This window comes from Spiribacter sp. 2438 (genome assembly GCF_009676705.1).
Lineage (GTDB): Bacteria > Pseudomonadota > Gammaproteobacteria > Nitrococcales > Nitrococcaceae > Spiribacter.
Genome location: NZ_CP046046.1, coordinates 84,453 through 100,124, shown reverse-complemented (window position 1 = coordinate 100,124; position 15,672 = coordinate 84,453). Strand labels below are relative to the sequence as shown.

Below are 15,672 nucleotides of genomic sequence, written 5' to 3'. Positions count from 1 at the left end.
ACGGCAAGGGTGCCGTCACTGGGTCCAGAGATCCATGAACTCGTTAACCGGCATCGCCTCCAGTCGGTTCTGATCACCACAGGCCGCTTCGATGCGACGGGCCTGACGCGGGGCAAAACGGGTCGCCAGCGCCGCTTCGAATTTCTTCACCAGCTCGGGAATGCCCTCATCCCGGCGCCGGCGATGGCCAATGGGATAATCCACGGCGACACGCTCGGTCTGGCTGCCGTCCTTGAAGAACACCTGCACGGCGTTGCCGATGGCCCGCTTCTCCGGATCCAGATAATCCCGGGAGAACTGCGGGTTCTCGGTGACCTCCATGCGCTCGCGCAGGGCGTCAATGCGGGGATCGGCGGCAACGGCGTCCTCGTAGTCCGCCGCGGTCAGCCGGCCGAAGATCAATGGCACCGCGGTCATGTACTGAATGCAGTGGTCCCGATCCGCCGGGTTGTTGAGCGCTCCGGTCTTGTCGATGATGCGAACGCCCGCCTCCTGGGTCTCGATGACGATCTTCTCCACCTCATCCAGCCGGTCCGCCACCTGCGGATGCAGGGTCATGGCCGCCTCGGCGGCGGTCTGGGCATGGAACTCCGCCGGGAAACTGATCTTGAAGAGAATGTTTTCCATGACGTAGCTGCCCAGCGGCTGCGCCAGGTTGACCGTCTCGCCCTTGAAGAGCACGTCCTGGAAGCCCCAGGTGGGCGCGGTCAGGGCCGCCGGGTAGCCGATTTCGCCGGTGCGGGTGATCAACGCCAGCCGCAGACCGCGGGCCGACGCGTCACCGGCCGCCCAGCTCTTGCGCGGACCGGCCTGGGGCGCATGGCGGTAAGCGCGCAATGCGCCACCGTCCAGCAGGGCATGACTGGCCACGGTCATGACGTCTTCATGGTCGCCACCCAGCAGCCCGGTGCTGACACAGGCCGAGGCCAGCCGCACCAGCAGGACGTGATCGAGCCCCACCCGGTTGAAGCTGTTTTCAAGGGCGATCACCCCCTGGATTTCGTGGGCCCGAATCATGGCCGTCAGCACGTCCCGCATCAACGGCGGCTCGCGCCCGGCCGCTACCGCCTCACGGGCCTGGTAGTCCGCCAGGGCGAGGATGGCGCCCAGGTTGTCCGAGGGATGACCCCATTCCGCCGCCAGCCAGGTGTCGTTGAAGTCCAGCCAGCGCACCATGGCACCGATGTTGAAAGCCGCCTGCACCGGATCCAGCTGCCAGGGGGTGCCCGGCACCCGGGCGCCACCGGCCATGTCTGCGCCCGGCACCACCGGCCCCAGCAGCTTGGTGCAGGCCGGATACTCCAGCGCCAGCATGCCGCAGGCCAGGGTGTCCATCAGACAGTAGCGGGCGGTGTCATAGGCTTCGTCGGAATTGATGGGCTGGCTGGTGACGTAATCCGCCAGGGCACGCAGCAGGGGATCCGGCTCGGGCCGCTCGGCGCTTTTCACACGAACTTCAGTCATATCCTTAACCTCGCTGTTCAATGGGGACCCAGGTCCGGAGTTCCGGGCCCGTGTAATCGGCGCTGGGGCGAATAATCCGGTTGTGCCCCCGCTGCTCCTTGACGTGAGCGGCCCAGCCGGTCAGCCGCGATATCACGAAAATGGGGGTAAACAGGGGCGTCGGAATGCCCATGAAGTGGTAGGCGCTGGCGTGGAAGAAGTCGGCGTTGCAGAACAGGCCTTTCTCTCGCTGCATCACCGCTTCCACCCGCTCGGACACCGGGTACAGCCGGGTGTCGCCCACCTTGTCGGCCAGCTGCCGGGACCACTCCTTAATGATGGCGTTGCGGGGGTCACTCTTGCGGTAAATGGCATGGCCAAAGCCCATGATCTTTTCCTTGCGCTCCAGCATGCCCAGCAGCTCACGCTCCGCCTCGTCCGGCGTCTGCCAGTCCTCGATCATGGCCATGGCCGCCTCGTTGGCACCGCCATGCAGCGGCCCCCGCAGGGTGCCGATGGCGCCGGTGATGCAGGAATGGATGTCCGACAGCGTCGAAGCACAGGTTCGGGCGGTGAAGGTGGAGGCGTTGAACTCGTGCTCGGCGTAAAGGATCAGCGAGGCCTGCATGACCTTCACGTGGAGAGGATCCGGCGAGCGACCGTGAAGCAGCCGCAGAAAGTGGGCCCCGGTATTGGGTTCATCGCTGTCCGTTTCGATGCGGGTCCCGTCCTGGGCGAAGCGATGCCAGTAGGTAATGATCCCCGGGAACGTGGCCAGCATCCGGTCGATGTGCTGGTCCTGCTCACTGAAATCCGCCTCGGTCTCGAGATTGCCCAGCATCGAGGCGCCGGTGCGCATGACGTCCATGGGGTGCGCATCGGCGGGGATGCGCTCCAGTACTTCACGAAGCGCCACCGGCAACTGACGCAGGCCCTTGAGGCGCTCCAGGTAGGCCTCCAGCTGCGGCGCCGTCGGCAGCTCGCCGTATAGCAGCAAGAAGGCCACTTCCTCGAAAGTGGCCTTCTCGGCGAGATCATGGATGTCATAGCCCCGGTAAGTCAGCCCGGTACCGGCTTGTCCCACCGTGCACAGGGCGGTTTCGCCGGCGGTGATGCCACGCAGTCCTGCGGTGTTTTCCGCCATAGGTCTCTCCTCCTCTGGCCGATCCCTGCCGAGGCCGTCGGGCCGTCGCAGCGGATTAGTTGGCTTTGTGAATGGCTCGCTTGTGAACGGACAGGGCGGCTTCGTGCACCGCCTCCGACAAGGTTGGGTGAGCGTGAATGGTGCGGGCCAGATCCTCGGCACTGGCCTCGTACTCCATGGCCAATGTGGCTTCGGCGATCAGCTCGCTGGCCTGGGGACCGACCATGTGCACGCCCAGGATCCGGTCGGTCTCGGCATGGGCCAGAATCTTGACCATGCCATCCGCCCGGTCCATGGCTCGGGCCCGACCGGTGGCCGCGAATCCGAAGGTGCCGCTGCGATGCGGAATCCCCGCGGCCTTGAGCTGCCCCTCGGTGCGACCCACCCAGGCAATCTCCGGATCCGTGTAAATCACCCAGGGAATGGTTTCGTAGTTGACATGGCCGGCATGGCCGGCAATCCGCTCGGCCACCATGACACCTTCTTCCGAGCCCTTGTGGGCCAGCATCGGGCCCCGCACCACGTCGCCCACGGCATAGACGCCGGGGATATTGGTCTCGCAGTAGTCGTCCACATGCACGAAACCGCGCTCATCGGTGAGCAGATCCGCATCCTCGGACGCCAGCCCGTCGGTGTAAGGCCGACGCCCCACTGACACCACCAGTTTGTCCACCTGCAGATTGCTCTTGCCGTCGCTGTCCTCGTAGTGAACGCTGATGGTTTTGCCCTTGCGGGTGTCGGTGACCCGGCAGCCCAGCTTGATCTCCAGGCCCTGTTTTTCGAAAAGCTTGCGCGCTTCCCGGGCCACCTGCTGATCCACCGCCGACAGGAAGGTGTCCTGGGCCTCAAGCAGGACGACCTTGGAGCCGCAGCGGTTCCAGACACTGCCCATTTCCAGGCCGATCACACCGGCACCGATGACGCCCAGTCGCTTGGGCACCTCACTGAATTCCTGGGCGCCGGCGGAATCGACGATGCGGTCCCCGTCCAGCGGCGCCGCGCCGATCTCGATGGGCCGTGAGCCGGTGGCCAGCAGCACATGGCCGGCGCTCAGGGTGCGGGCCTTGCCCTTGTGCGGGGTGAACTCCACCTGCCGCTCCGCCAGCAGTTTGCCGTGCCCCTGCAGCCACTCGATCTGGTTGGCCTTGAACAGCTGTTTGATGCCGCCGGTGAGGTCGGACACCACTTTGTCCTTGCGCTTGATCATCTGCGGCACATCCAGGGAGGTGCCCTCAACCCGAATACCGTGACCCGCCAGCTCCGACTGCACCCGGTGATAGTGCTCCGAGGAGTCCAGCAGCGCCTTGGAGGGAATACACCCCACGTTCAGGCAGGTGCCGCCCAGTGAGGGCTGGCCATCCTTGCGGATGAATTCGTCAATGACCGCCACGCTCATGCCCAGCTGCGCGCAGCGAATGGCGCCAACGTAGCCGGCGGGACCGGCCCCGATAACAACGACGTCGTATGTGTCCGTCATGGTGTCTCCCCGATTCAGTGGGCTCAGACCTCCAGCAGCAGGCGTGCCGGGTCCTCGAGCATGTCCTTGATGGTGACCAGGAATTGGACCGCCTCACGGCCGTCGATGATCCGGTGGTCGTAGGAATGGGCCAGATACATCATCGGGCGGACCACCACGGCTCCGCCCTCGACCATGGGCCGCTCCTGTATTTTGTGCATCCCCAGAATGCCGCTCTGCGGCGGGTTCAGGATCGGCGTGGAGACCAGTGAGCCGAAAATGCCGCCATTGGTGATGGTAAAGGTGCCGCCGGTGAGCTCATCAAGATCGATCTTGCCCGCCTGCGCCCGCTGACCGAAGTCGGCGATGGCCGCCTCAATTTCGGCGAAGGACAGCTGATCCGCATCCCTCAGCACCGGCACCATCAGCCCCCGATCCGTGGACACCGCAATACCGATGTCGTAGTAGCCGTGGTAAAGAATATCCGTGCCGTCGATGGACGCGTTGACCGCCGGGAAGCGCTTCAGGGCCTCCACCGCCGCTTTGACGAAAAACGACATGAAGCCGAGCTTGGTGGCGTGGGTCTTGAGGAACGAATCCTTGTACCGCCCGCGCAGATCCATCACCGGCTGCATGTTCACCTCGTTGAAAGTGGTAAGCATGGCCGCGTTCTGCTGGGCCTGAACCAGGCGCTCGGCGATGCGCTGGCGCAGCCGGGTCATCGGCACCCGGCGCTCCTCGCGGTCCCCGGTGGGGACCGATGCCGCCGGCGCCGGCGAGGCCGAGGTCGTCGGTGCCGGCTCGGAGGAGGGCGCCGCAGCCGGTGAGGGCGCTGGCGCCGGCGCGGGGGACGGAGCCGCCGCAGCGCTGCCGCCACCGCTCTCGATGAACTTCAGCACATCCTCCTTGAGGATCCGGCCATTCCGACCGGTGCCGGGGATCTGCCGCGCGTCGAGCCCGTGCTCCTCCACCAGATGACGCACCGCCGGGCTGAGTGCCGGCATTTCTCCGCTGGGAGCTTCGGCTTCAGCCGGGGCAGGAGCCGCCGCCTCGGCCGGGGCTTCCGATTTGGCCGGTGCCTCTTCGGCAGCCGCGGGAGAGGCCGCTGCCGCGGAGTCCGCACCGCCACCGGCTGTCAGCGTGGCCACCACTTCACCGGCGGTGACGGTCTCGCCCTCGGCCTTGAGGATCTCGCCGAGCACACCGTCCTCCGGGGCCGGCACCTCCAGGACGACCTTGTCCGTCTCGAGATCGACGAGGTTCTCGTCGCGCTCCACCGTCTCACCCGCCTGCTTGTGCCAGGTGACAACCGTTGCCTCGCTGACCGATTCCGGCAGCGCGGGTACCTTGACTTCGGTGCTCATCGGCTCCTCACTCTTTTGTGTTATCCGTGTGCTTTGCCGAGCGCATCCGCCACCAGCCGGCGCTGCTGCTCGTGATGAACCTTGGCGTATCCCACCGCCGGTGATGCCAGCGCGTCGCGGCCGGCGTAGCTCAGTTTCTGCTCGCGGGTGATGCAGTTAATCAGGTGGTGGTAGCTCTGATACCAGGCGCCCTGATTCTTGGGCTCTTCCTGGCACCAGACCACTTCCCGGGCGCCTTTGTAGCGGCGCTTCAGCAGGGCCGAGAGCTCCGCCTCGGGGAACGGGTAGAGCTGCTCGATCCGCACCAGGGCCACATCCCGGCGCTCCCGGCGACGGCGCTCTTCCAGCAGGTCGTAATAGACCTTGCCGCTGCAGACCACCACCCGCTTGACTTCACTGGCTTTCAGCCCCTCGGTCTCATCAATCACCAGGCGGAAGCGACCGCTGGAGAGATCATCCAGCACCGAGGTCGACAGCTTGTGGCGGAGCAGACTCTTGGGCGTCATGACCACCAGCGGTTTGCGCCAGTGGCGAAGCATCTGCCGCCGGATCATGTGAAAGAACTGCGCCGGCGTCGACGGCACACAGACCTGGATGTTGTGCTCGGCGCAGAGCTGCAGGAACCGCTCCAGACGCGCCGAGGAGTGCTCTGGCCCCTGGCCTTCATAGCCGTGGGGCAGGAACAGGGACAAACCGCACAGGCGGCCCCACTTGGTCTCGCCGGAGGCGATGAACTGATCAATGAGCACCTGGGCGCCATTGGCAAAGTCGCCGAACTGAGCCTCCCAGATCACCATGGTTTCGGGATCGGCAGTGGCATAGCCGTATTCAAACCCCAGCACGGCTTCTTCGGAGAGCAGCGAGTCAATCACCACAAAGTCGTCGGGGCGCTGGGTAATGGTTTTGAGTGGCGTGTGCGTGGAGCCATCCGCTGCATTGTGCAGGACGGAATTGCGATGGAAGAACGTGCCGCGGCCGGAGTCCTGGCCGGTCAAGCGGACCCGGTGCCCTTCCTCCAGCAGGCTGGCGTAAGCAATGGTCTCGGCGAAGCCCCAGTCCATGGCCAGCGCCCCCGCCGCCATTTTGCGGCGACTCTCCATCACGGTGGCAACCCGCGGATTCAGCTCGAACCCCTCGGGCAGCGCCAGCAGTTGCTCCTGGAGGCGTCGAATTCGGTCCACCGATACCGACGTGTCTACCGCCTCGTCCCAGCGGGAATCAAAGTACGGCGACCAGTCAACGGTGAACTCGTTGGTCTGATCCTCGAGAGCGCCGGGGGCCACCACCTGTTCGGCGTCCATCGCGTCCCGATAGTCCCGCTCCATGGCCTTGGAGCCTTCCGTGTCCACAACGCCCTCGCTGGCCAGCTGCTCGGCGTAGAGCTTGCGCACCGACGGACGCGCCTTAATCTTTTTGTACATCATGGGCTGCGTGGCCGCGGGCTCGTCGGCTTCGTTATGGCCGTGACGGCGGTAGCAGACCAGGTCGATCACTACGTCGGAGTGGAATGCACGGCGATAATCCATGGCCAGCTGGGTCACGTACAGCACCGCTTCGGGATCATCACCATTCACGTGAAAGATGGGCGCCTGGACCATCTTGGCGACCTCGGTGCAGTAGAATGTCGAGCGCGTATCCAGCGGATTGGAGGTGGTAAATCCAATCTGGTTATTAATGACCAGATGGACCGTTCCGCCGGTGTAGAACCCGCGGGCCTGGGACAGCTGGAAGGTCTCCATGACCACGCCCTGGCCGGCCATGGCGGCGTCACCGTGAATCAGCACCGGCAGTACCGACTCGCCGGTTTCATCGCCGCGCCGCTGCATGCGGGCCCGCACCGAGCCCTCCACCACCGGATTGACGATCTCCAGATGGGACGGGTTGAAGGCCAGCGCCAGATGCAACGGTCCGCCCTCGGTCTGAATATCCGAGGAGTACCCCATGTGGTACTTCACGTCGCCCGCGTTGGCGTGCTCCGGCGAGTGATCCCCCTCGAATTCGGCAAAAAGCTCCGCCGGCGATTTGCCCATGATGTTGATGAGCACATTGAGCCGGCCCCGATGGGCCATCCCCAGCACCAGCTCCTTGACGCCCTGAGAGCCACCTCGCTGGACGATTTCGTCCAGCACCGGAATGGTGGCTTCGCCCCCCTCGAGGGAAAAGCGTTTCTGGCCGACATACTTGGAATTGAGGTATTTCTCGATGCCCTCGGCGGCGGTCAACCGCCCCAGCAGGGCCTTTTTCTGCTCGTTGCTCAGTCGGGGGTCGAGACCTGACCGTTCCAGGCGCTCCTGAATCCAGCGTTTCTGGACGGTGTCGGTGATGTGCATGTACTCCGAGCCCACCTTGCCGGCGTACACGGAGCGCACCTGCTGGATAATTTCCCGCAGGGTCATCTGGTCCGGCGCACAGAGTGAGCCAGTGTTGAAAGACGTATCCAGATCGTCCTCGCCCAGTCCGTGGAAGGCGGGATCCAGGTCGGGCACCTCCGGCGGCTCGCGCAGGTTCAGCGGATCGGTGTCCGCGTGCTGGTGCCCCCGCACCCGATAGGCGTTGATGAGGCGAAGCACCGCCGCCTGCTTCTGGGCGGCCACCGCATCCATGCCTTCACCGATCCTGGCGCTTCGGCCGCGGGCGCTGCTGCGCCCCATCTGCTCGAAGGCGTCGCGAATCGGTCCATGGGGGACATCCCGGACCCGGGAAGGGTCCATGGACTCCAGGTCGCGGAAGTAGTCGCGCCAGTGGGGCTCGACGGAATCCGGATCCTGCAGATAGTTCTCGTAGAGGGCTTCGATGAAGGCGGCGTTGGTGCCGTTCAGGTAGGAGCGACTCAGGGACTGCTCGAACGCGCTACTCATGGTAGATCACCTGGCGTTTTGGCGGGGAAAGCCTCGTTGAACGAGTTTTCTGGAACGATACGCTCCGCCGACTGCAAACGCAACCGGGACGGGGCTTGCAGCCATTTTTGCCGCGCTTTACGGACAGGCACCACCCCCGACTGTGCCGTTTACTGACCTTGAGATCAGCAAATGACTACCCATCACTCGGCCTCACGGGCATCCGGCTCCTCCGCGGGCGTGAACCAGCGGGACAGGAACACTCCCAGTTCGAAGAGCAGCCAGACCGGTAACGCCAAAAGCACCTGAGAGATGACATCCGGAGGAGTCAGCAACATGCCGATGGTGAACGCGCCGACGATGACATAGGGGCGCTTGGCCGCCAATGCGGCCGCTGTGGTGGCGCCACTGCGCACCAGCAGGATGGTGGCGATGGGCACTTCGAAAGCGGCGCCGAAGGCAAAGAACAGCGTCATGACGAAGGACAGATACTCGCCAATGTCCGTCATCATGGCCACGCCGTCGGGAGTGGCCGCGGCGAAAAACTGGAAGATCAGGGGAAACACCAGAAAGTAGGCGAAGGCCATGCCGGAATAGAAGAGCACCACACTGGAGATGAGCAGCGGCCAGACCAGCTTTTTCTCATGGCGGTACAACCCGGGGGCCACAAAAGCCCACAACTGGTAGAGCAGGTACGGGATGCTCAGAAAGAATGCGCTGACCAGGGCCACCTTGAGAGGAATGAGAAACGGGGTGGCCACCTGGGTGGCGATCATCGAGGCCCCTTCCGGCAGAACCGCCATCAGCGGCCCCGCCAACCCCGAATACAGGGGCTCACGAAAGGGGTAAAGCCCGAGGAACAGCACCAGCACCACACCCACCGAGCGCATCAGCCGACTGCGCAGCTCCAGCAGGTGAGTCAGCAATGGCCGATCGTCGTCCTGGGGTTCACGCGACCCGGTCTGGCTCACCGGCTATCCTCCCCGGGCGGTGACTGATCGGAGGCGCCCCGCGAGGCGGGCTTCACCGGGCTTTCTTCGGGCGCCCCGGCCGCCCGGGTCGGGGTCGTGCCGTCGGCTGCATCCTCACTGGGGGATTTGGCACTGACGTCCACGGCTTCGTTAATTTCGCGCTCGGTTTCGCGAGCCTTGCGATTCAGGGCTTCACGGGTCTCCCGCAACCCCTCGGCGTTGACTTCGCGCTCCACCTCTTCGCGGATGGTCTGAAAAGACGCCCGGGCGCGGCCCACCCAGAGCCCCACGGTCCGCATGACACGTGGCAAACGCTCCGGGCCGACCACCACCAGGGCAATGACGGCGATGATGAGCAGTTCAATGAAACTGACATCAAACATGGGCGGCTACTCCGACGGCGATCAGGAGCCGCTGTTGCTCTTGTCTTTTTCGTCCGCCTGTTCACGCTTCTGCGTCTGAGTGTCCGCCGGCTCTTCGTCACTGTCCTGCTCGAGGCTGTCCTTGGCCTCGTTGGCTTCTTTTTCGCCATCCTTCATGGCGCTCTTGAAGCCTTTCAGCGCACCCCCCAAATCACCGCCGATGTTGCGCAGCTTCTTGGTGCCGAATAGCAGCAGGACAATAACCAGGATCAGCAACAGCGACCACGGACTGATTCCACCAGGACCCATTTCTCTTTACCTCCAGAAAAAAATCACCGCGCGCTGTCGTCCGTGCCTGGCCGCGCTGCCTTTTCCGCCAGGCCTGAAAGACCAAAGCGGCGTTCAAGCTCACCCAGCACCTCCGCCGGGCCCAGTCCGCAATGAGACAGCATCACCAAGCTATGGAACCACAGATCTGCGGTTTCATAAACAATCGCATCGCTCTCGCCATTCTTGGCCGCCACCACCGTTTCGGTGCACTCTTCCCCCAGCTTGCGCAGAATCCGATCAAGCCCGGCCGCGTGCAATCCGGCCACATAGGATTCATCGGGATTCGCGTGGCGCCGGGCCTCCAGCACCTCGGCCAGACGGGCCAATGTCTCGTCACTCATCGTTTTTTCCTGCGTAGGTGCGGGCCGGATCCTTGAGCACCGGTTCGCCCTCGCGCCATGCCTGATCATCCAGATGACGATAGAAGCAGCTGCGCCGGCCGGTGTGGCAGGCAACGCCGCCCCGCTGCTCCACCTGCAGCAGCACCGTATCGCCGTCACAGTCCAGGGCAATGTCGCGAACCCGCTGAACATGCCCCGAGGATTCGCCCTTGTGCCACAGGCGGCCCCGTGACCGGGACCAGTAGACCGCTTCACCGCGGGCAAGGGTTGCCTTCAGTGCCTCCAGGTTCATCCAGGCCATCATCAACACCCGGCCGTCCTCGGCATCCTGAGCGATGGCCGCTACCAGGCCCTGCTCGTTCCATTTCACCGCATCCAGCCAGCTCATGTCCGTACCTCAATGCCCGCGGACGCCATGTGCGCCTTGGCCTCGGCAACGGTGTGTTCACCAAAATGAAAGATACTGGCCGCCAGCACCGCATCCGCCTCGCCCTCGAGTATGCCATCGGCCAGGTGCTGCAGGTTGCCCACGCCGCCGGAGGCGATCAGGGGCACGCCGGCGCGCCGGGAAATGGCCCGGTTCAGTGCGTTGTCAAACCCGATGCGGGTGCCGTCACGATCCATGCTGGTCACCAGCAGCTCGCCGGCCCCGGCACCAGCCATGCGCTCGGCCCATTCCAGGGCATCGATGCCGGTGGGCCGCCGCCCGCCATGGGTGAAGATCTCCCAGCGGGGCGCCTCCGGGGTGCCACCGGTGCACTTGGCGTCCACGGCCACCACGATGCACTGCGAGCCGAACCGCTCGGCGGCCTCGGTGACCAGCTCCGGGTTGTGGATGGCGGCGGTGTTGATGGACACCTTGTCGGCACCCGCGTTGAGCATGTGCCGGACATCCGCCACCGAGCGGATCCCGCCGCCCACCGTCAGGGGGATGAATACCTCCGAGGCCACCGCCTCGACCATGTGAACCAGGGTGTCCCGCTCTTCGTGGCTGGCGGTGATGTCCAGAAAGGTGATTTCGTCGGCACCCGCCCGATCGTAGCGGCGGGCGATTTCCACCGGATCACCTGCATCCCGGATATCCACGAACCGGACGCCTTTCACCACGCGCCCGGCGTCGATATCCAGGCAGGGAATCACCCGGGAAGCCAGTGTCATTCCTACCCCCCCGTCAGGCTGTCGGCCAGCGTCTGCGCCTCGGCGAGGTCCAGGGTGCCTTCATAGATCGCCCGTCCGACGATGGCGCCGCTAATCCCGGCGCCAGCCTCGGCACACAGGGCTCGTACGTCAGCCAGGTTGGTCACACCGCCGGAGGCGATGACCGGAATATCGATCCCCCGCGCCAGCTCGGCAGTGGCCTCCACATTGACCCCATTCATCATGCCGTCCCGGCCAATGTCCGTGAACACAATGGCGTCGACGCCGGCTTCCTCGAAGCGGCGGGCAAGATCGATGGCGTCGGTGTCCGAGGTCTCCGCCCAACCATCGGTGGCGACCCGCCCCCCGCGGGCATCCAGCCCGACGATAATCCGACCCGGGAACTCCAGGCAGGCATCATCGACGAAATCCGGCGCCCGCACGGCCTGGGTGCCAATGATCACGCTGTCGACCCCGACGTCCAGGTAGGTCTGGATGACTTCGGAGGTGCGGATGCCGCCACCCACCTGGATTTCCACTTTGGGGTAAAGCTCCGCAATACGGCCGATGATGTCGGCATTAATGGGGAAGCCCGCCACGGCGCCGTCCAGGTCCACCAGATGCAGCCGTCGGGCGCCGGCGTCTACCCAGCGGCCCGCCATGGCCACCGGATCATCGGAAAAGACGGTTTCGTCATCCATGCGCCCCTGACGCAGGCGCACGCATTTGCCGTCTTTCAGATCGATGGCCGGTATCAGCTGCATGACTCTCCATCCCAGGCCAGGAAATTTTCCAGCAGCCGCAGGCCCGGCCGCTGACTCTTCTCGGGGTGAAACTGGGTAGCGAACACGTTGCCGGCACCCAGAGCGGCCGCGAAGGACCCGCCGTAATCGCTGCGCGCCTGAACGATGCCGTCATCGTCCGGCAGCACATAATAGCTGTGCACAAAGTAGAAGCGCTCATCCTGGGGAACCCCGGCCCACAGCGGATGCGCCGCCACCTGATGCACCCGGTTCCAGCCCATGTGAGGAATCTTGAGGCGGGACTCGCCCTGGGTCAGCGCCCGGAAATGCCGCACCGTCCCGACGAAGTGGCCGAGAGCGTCAACCCCGTCATTTTCCTCGCTATGCGCCATCAGCGCCTGCATGCCCATGCAGATGCCCAGGAAAGGCCGGTCAACAATCACCCGCTGAATCACGTCCACCAACTCATGGCGGTGGAGCGCGCTCATGCAGTCGCGCACCGCCCCCTGGCCGGGAAAGACCACTCGCTGGGCGGCGTCGATCACTGCGGGATCGTCGGTGACCCTGACCTCCCGGCCACCCACATGCTCAAGGGCACGGGCCACCGATCGGAGATTGCCCATGCCATAGTCAATTACCGCCACGGTCATGGGGTCAGAGCGCGCCCTTTGTCGAAGGCAGAGCGCCATCCAGACGCGGGTCCTCGGAACAGGCCAGGCGCAATGCCCGGCCCGCCGCCTTGAACAGTGTCTCGGCAATGTGGTGGCCGTTGTGCCCGGACAGGCTGTCCAGATGCAGCGTCACGCCGGCGTGGTTCACGAACCCCCGCCAGAATTCCTCCACCAGCTGGGTGTCGAACTCGCCGATGCGCTCCACCGGAAAGTCCACCCGAAACCACAGCCCCGGCCGCCCGGAGAGGTCCACCACGGCCCGGCCCAGCGCTTCGTCCAGGGGACAGTAGGCGTGCCCGTAGCGCACCAGCCCGCGCTTGTCACCCACCGCCGAGGCAAACGCCTGACCCAACGCGATGCCCACGTCCTCCACGGTGTGATGGTCGTCCACGTGAAGGTCGCCCTCCGCCTGAACGTCCAGATCCAGCAGACCATGACGGGCCAGCTGATCCAGCATGTGGTCGAAAAAACCCACGCCGGTCTGTCGCTCGCCGGCGCCGCTGCCGTCCAGGTCAAGGCTGACCCGGATGCGGGTCTCAAGGGTGTTGCGCTCGATGACTGCGCTGCGCTGACTCATGGAAGGATCCACCCGGAACAATCGGATGCAAAGGATACCACGCTACCCGCTGGCCCGTGAGCCGGGGTTCACCCGCAGCTGAAAGGTGACCGGACCGTCATTACACAGGTGAACCCGCATGTCGGCGCCGAAGGCACCCGCGGCCACCGGATCATGCCGTGGCCGGGCCTGTTCAACCAGGTCAGCGAACAGCCGGTCCGCCACCTCCGGCGGAGCCGCGGTGGAGAAACCCGGCCGAGTGCCCTTGCCGGTGTCCGCAGCCAGGGTGAACTGCGGCACCAGCAGCAGCCCACCATGGATGTCCGCCAGGCTGCGGTTCATGCGGCCCTGGGAGTCAGCGAAGACCCGATAGCTCAGCAGCCGGGTCAGGAGCCGTTGGCCGGTTTCGGTGTTGTCCTCGCGCTCCATGCCCACCAGCACCAGCAGGCCCGGTCCGATGGCGGCCACGGTTTCGCCGGCCACCTCCACCCGGGCCTCCGTGACCCGCTGCAAAAGCCCGATCATGACTTTTCCAGGCGCTTCACCCGCACTTCCAGCTCGCGGACGATCTGCATGTCACCCCGGCGCCGGGCCGCCTCCAGGCCCTGGCGGAAGGTCTCCAGGGCCGCGGGCTCATCGCCGGCTTTCAATTGCAGCCGGCCCAGGGCCCGCCAGGCGGCGGAGTAATCAGGCTCGAGGGCGATGGCCTGGCGCAGGTGGGTCATGGCCGCCTCGATGTCGCCCTGCCGGGCATGGGCCTCGCCAATGGTCAGCCGGAGCATGGCGCTGTCCCGGCCACCGTCGATCATTTTCTGCAACGCGTCGATATCCATGGAAACAGGCTAGCAGCTGCGCCCTCAGCGCCTCCAGAACGCCGGGGTGAACAGCACCAGCAGGGTGAAAATCTCCAGCCGCCCCATGATCATCGCCAGGCACATGAGCAGCTTCGGCCCGGACCCGACACTGGCAAAATTGGCGGTCACATCGCCCAGCGCCGGGCCCAGATTGGCCAGCCCCGAGGCTGTGGCCGAGAACGCGGTGATCTGATCCAGACCCATGGCCATCATCGTCAGCATGATCAGCACAAAGATCACCACATAGGCCGCCAGAAACCCCCAGACCGCATCAATGACCCGCTCGCTCACCGGGCGATCGCCGATCTTCACCACCACCTGGGCCTGGGGGTGGATCAGGCGCATGACCTCGCGGCCGCCCTGGCGCCAGAGCAGCAGGACCCGGATGACCTTGAGCCCGCCCGTGGTGGAATTGGCGCAACCGCCCACCACCGCCAGAAAAAGCAGCAATACCGGCAGGAAGATCGGCCAGGTGGCATAGGCGGCGGTTGTATAACCGGTGGTGGTGGCAAAGGACACCACCTGGAAGATGGCGCTGTGCCAGGCCTCACCGGGGGGCAGATCATGGGCGGCCTGATAGATCCGCAGTCCGCCAATCACCAGCACGCAGGCCAGGGCGACCACCGTCAGATAGGCCCGTAACTCCGGATCCCGTCGCCAGGGCTCGGTGCTCATCCGTCGCCAGGCCATGAAATGGAGGGAATAGTTAAGCGCCGAGGCCAGCATGAACACCACGGCAATCATCTCAATCATGGCGCTGTCGAAGTGGCCGATGCTGGCGTCATAGGTGGAAAATCCACCGGTGGCGACGGTGGTAAAGGCATGACTGAGGGCATCGAATGGCGACATGCCCGCCAGCCAGTAGGCCACGCCACAGGCCACGGTCAAACCCAGGTAGATGTACCAGAGGGCCTTGGCGGTCTCGGCAATCCGGGGGGTGAGCTTGGCATCCTTGACCGGGCCCGGCAGTTCGGCCCGATAGAGCTGCATGCCACCAATGCCCAGCATGGGCAGAATGGCCACCGCCAGAATGATGATGCCCATGCCGCCCAACCACTGCAGCTGCTGGCGGTAATAGCGCAACGAGAGGGGCAATTCCTCAATGCCCACGATGGTGGTGGCGCCGGTAGTGGTCAGGCCGGAGACACTTTCGAACAACGCGTCCACCACCGGGAAGGGCACCTCCCGCTGCAGGATCAGCGGCAATGCACCGGCCGCTCCCAGGACCACCCAGAACATGGCCACCACGAAGAATCCGTCCCGGGTCAGCAATTCCCGCCGGGAGCCCCGCACCGGCAGCCAGAGCAACGCACCCAGAACCAGCAGCAGCGCAAAGGTCAGCAGAAAGGCGGTGGCGACGCCATCATTGGCCGCCAGCGCAAACAGCGCCGGCGGCAGCATGGTGAGGCTGAACACCATCAGCAGGACGCCGAGAACGCGCTGAACGGGCTCCAGGTGCATGG

Annotated in this window: 17 protein-coding genes; all 17 read right to left on the bottom strand. The window is 64.9% G+C overall.

Going from position 1 to position 15,672, the window contains the following annotated elements:
* Positions 1 to 15: 15 nt before the first annotated feature.
* Positions 16 to 1,464 (bottom strand): bifunctional 2-methylcitrate dehydratase/aconitate hydratase, encoded by a 1,449-nt coding sequence (locus GJ672_RS00460; RefSeq protein WP_154295370.1) that lies wholly within the window; start codon positions 1,462 to 1,464, stop codon positions 16 to 18.
* A gap of 4 nt (positions 1,465 to 1,468) precedes the next feature.
* Positions 1,469 to 2,587 (bottom strand): 2-methylcitrate synthase, encoded by a 1,119-nt coding sequence (gene prpC / locus GJ672_RS00455; protein ID WP_154295369.1) that lies wholly within the window; start codon positions 2,585 to 2,587, stop codon positions 1,469 to 1,471.
* A 55-nt stretch (positions 2,588 to 2,642) separates the two neighbouring features.
* Positions 2,643 to 4,064: a dihydrolipoyl dehydrogenase gene (lpdA, locus tag GJ672_RS00450; protein ID WP_154295368.1), complete on the bottom strand. Its 1,422-nt coding sequence runs from the start codon at positions 4,062 to 4,064 to the stop codon at positions 2,643 to 2,645.
* A gap of 23 nt (positions 4,065 to 4,087) precedes the next feature.
* Entirely contained in the window at positions 4,088 to 5,407 is a 1,320-nt protein-coding gene (gene odhB, locus GJ672_RS00445; RefSeq protein ID WP_154295367.1) for a 2-oxoglutarate dehydrogenase complex dihydrolipoyllysine-residue succinyltransferase, read from the bottom strand.
* A 20-nt stretch (positions 5,408 to 5,427) separates the two neighbouring features.
* Positions 5,428 to 8,265: a 2-oxoglutarate dehydrogenase E1 component gene (locus GJ672_RS00440; protein ID WP_154295366.1), complete on the bottom strand. Its 2,838-nt coding sequence runs from the start codon at positions 8,263 to 8,265 to the stop codon at positions 5,428 to 5,430.
* A gap of 182 nt (positions 8,266 to 8,447) precedes the next feature.
* On the bottom strand, positions 8,448 to 9,215 hold the full coding sequence (gene tatC / locus GJ672_RS00435; RefSeq protein WP_154295365.1) for a twin-arginine translocase subunit TatC: 768 nt from the start codon (positions 9,213 to 9,215) through the stop codon (positions 8,448 to 8,450).
* A complete protein-coding gene (gene tatB, locus GJ672_RS00430) occupies positions 9,212 to 9,598 on the bottom strand; it encodes a Sec-independent protein translocase protein TatB (protein ID WP_154295364.1) in 387 nt (128 codons plus the stop codon). Before tatB ends, tatC begins: the two co-directional genes overlap by 4 nt.
* Positions 9,599 to 9,619: 21 nt before the next feature.
* A complete protein-coding gene (gene tatA, locus GJ672_RS00425) occupies positions 9,620 to 9,886 on the bottom strand; it encodes a Sec-independent protein translocase subunit TatA (protein WP_154295363.1) in 267 nt (88 codons plus the stop codon).
* 23 nt (positions 9,887 to 9,909) lie between these two features.
* Positions 9,910 to 10,248: a phosphoribosyl-ATP diphosphatase gene (locus tag GJ672_RS00420; RefSeq protein WP_154295362.1), complete on the bottom strand. Its 339-nt coding sequence runs from the start codon at positions 10,246 to 10,248 to the stop codon at positions 9,910 to 9,912.
* Positions 10,241 to 10,636 (bottom strand): phosphoribosyl-AMP cyclohydrolase, encoded by a 396-nt coding sequence (gene hisI, locus GJ672_RS00415; protein ID WP_154295361.1) that lies wholly within the window; start codon positions 10,634 to 10,636, stop codon positions 10,241 to 10,243. The genes GJ672_RS00420 and hisI overlap by 8 nt, the downstream gene beginning before the upstream one ends.
* A complete protein-coding gene (gene hisF / locus GJ672_RS00410) occupies positions 10,633 to 11,406 on the bottom strand; it encodes an imidazole glycerol phosphate synthase subunit HisF (RefSeq protein ID WP_154295360.1) in 774 nt (257 codons plus the stop codon). The genes hisI and hisF overlap by 4 nt, the downstream gene beginning before the upstream one ends.
* Before the next feature lie 2 nt (positions 11,407 to 11,408).
* Entirely contained in the window at positions 11,409 to 12,149 is a 741-nt protein-coding gene (gene hisA / locus GJ672_RS00405) for a 1-(5-phosphoribosyl)-5-[(5-phosphoribosylamino)methylideneamino]imidazole-4-carboxamide isomerase (RefSeq protein WP_154295359.1), read from the bottom strand.
* Complete coding sequence (gene hisH / locus GJ672_RS00400) at positions 12,140 to 12,778, bottom strand: imidazole glycerol phosphate synthase subunit HisH (RefSeq protein WP_154295358.1); 639 nt, start codon at positions 12,776 to 12,778, stop codon at positions 12,140 to 12,142. The genes hisA and hisH overlap by 10 nt, the downstream gene beginning before the upstream one ends.
* A gap of 4 nt (positions 12,779 to 12,782) precedes the next feature.
* Positions 12,783 to 13,376, bottom strand: coding sequence for an imidazoleglycerol-phosphate dehydratase HisB (gene hisB / locus GJ672_RS00395; protein ID WP_154295357.1), 594 nt, complete (start codon positions 13,374 to 13,376; stop codon positions 12,783 to 12,785).
* A 42-nt stretch (positions 13,377 to 13,418) separates the two neighbouring features.
* Entirely contained in the window at positions 13,419 to 13,880 is a 462-nt protein-coding gene (gene dtd / locus GJ672_RS00390; protein ID WP_154295356.1) for a D-aminoacyl-tRNA deacylase, read from the bottom strand.
* Positions 13,877 to 14,164: a tetratricopeptide repeat protein gene (locus GJ672_RS00385; RefSeq protein ID WP_229381982.1), complete on the bottom strand. Its 288-nt coding sequence runs from the start codon at positions 14,162 to 14,164 to the stop codon at positions 13,877 to 13,879. The genes dtd and GJ672_RS00385 overlap by 4 nt, the downstream gene beginning before the upstream one ends.
* Before the next feature lie 48 nt (positions 14,165 to 14,212).
* The gene (locus tag GJ672_RS00380; protein WP_154295354.1) at positions 14,213 to 15,670 is read right to left on the bottom strand and encodes a TrkH family potassium uptake protein; all 1,458 of its coding nucleotides are present in this window, start codon (positions 15,668 to 15,670) and stop codon (positions 14,213 to 14,215) included.
* Positions 15,671 to 15,672: the final 2 nt, after the last annotated feature.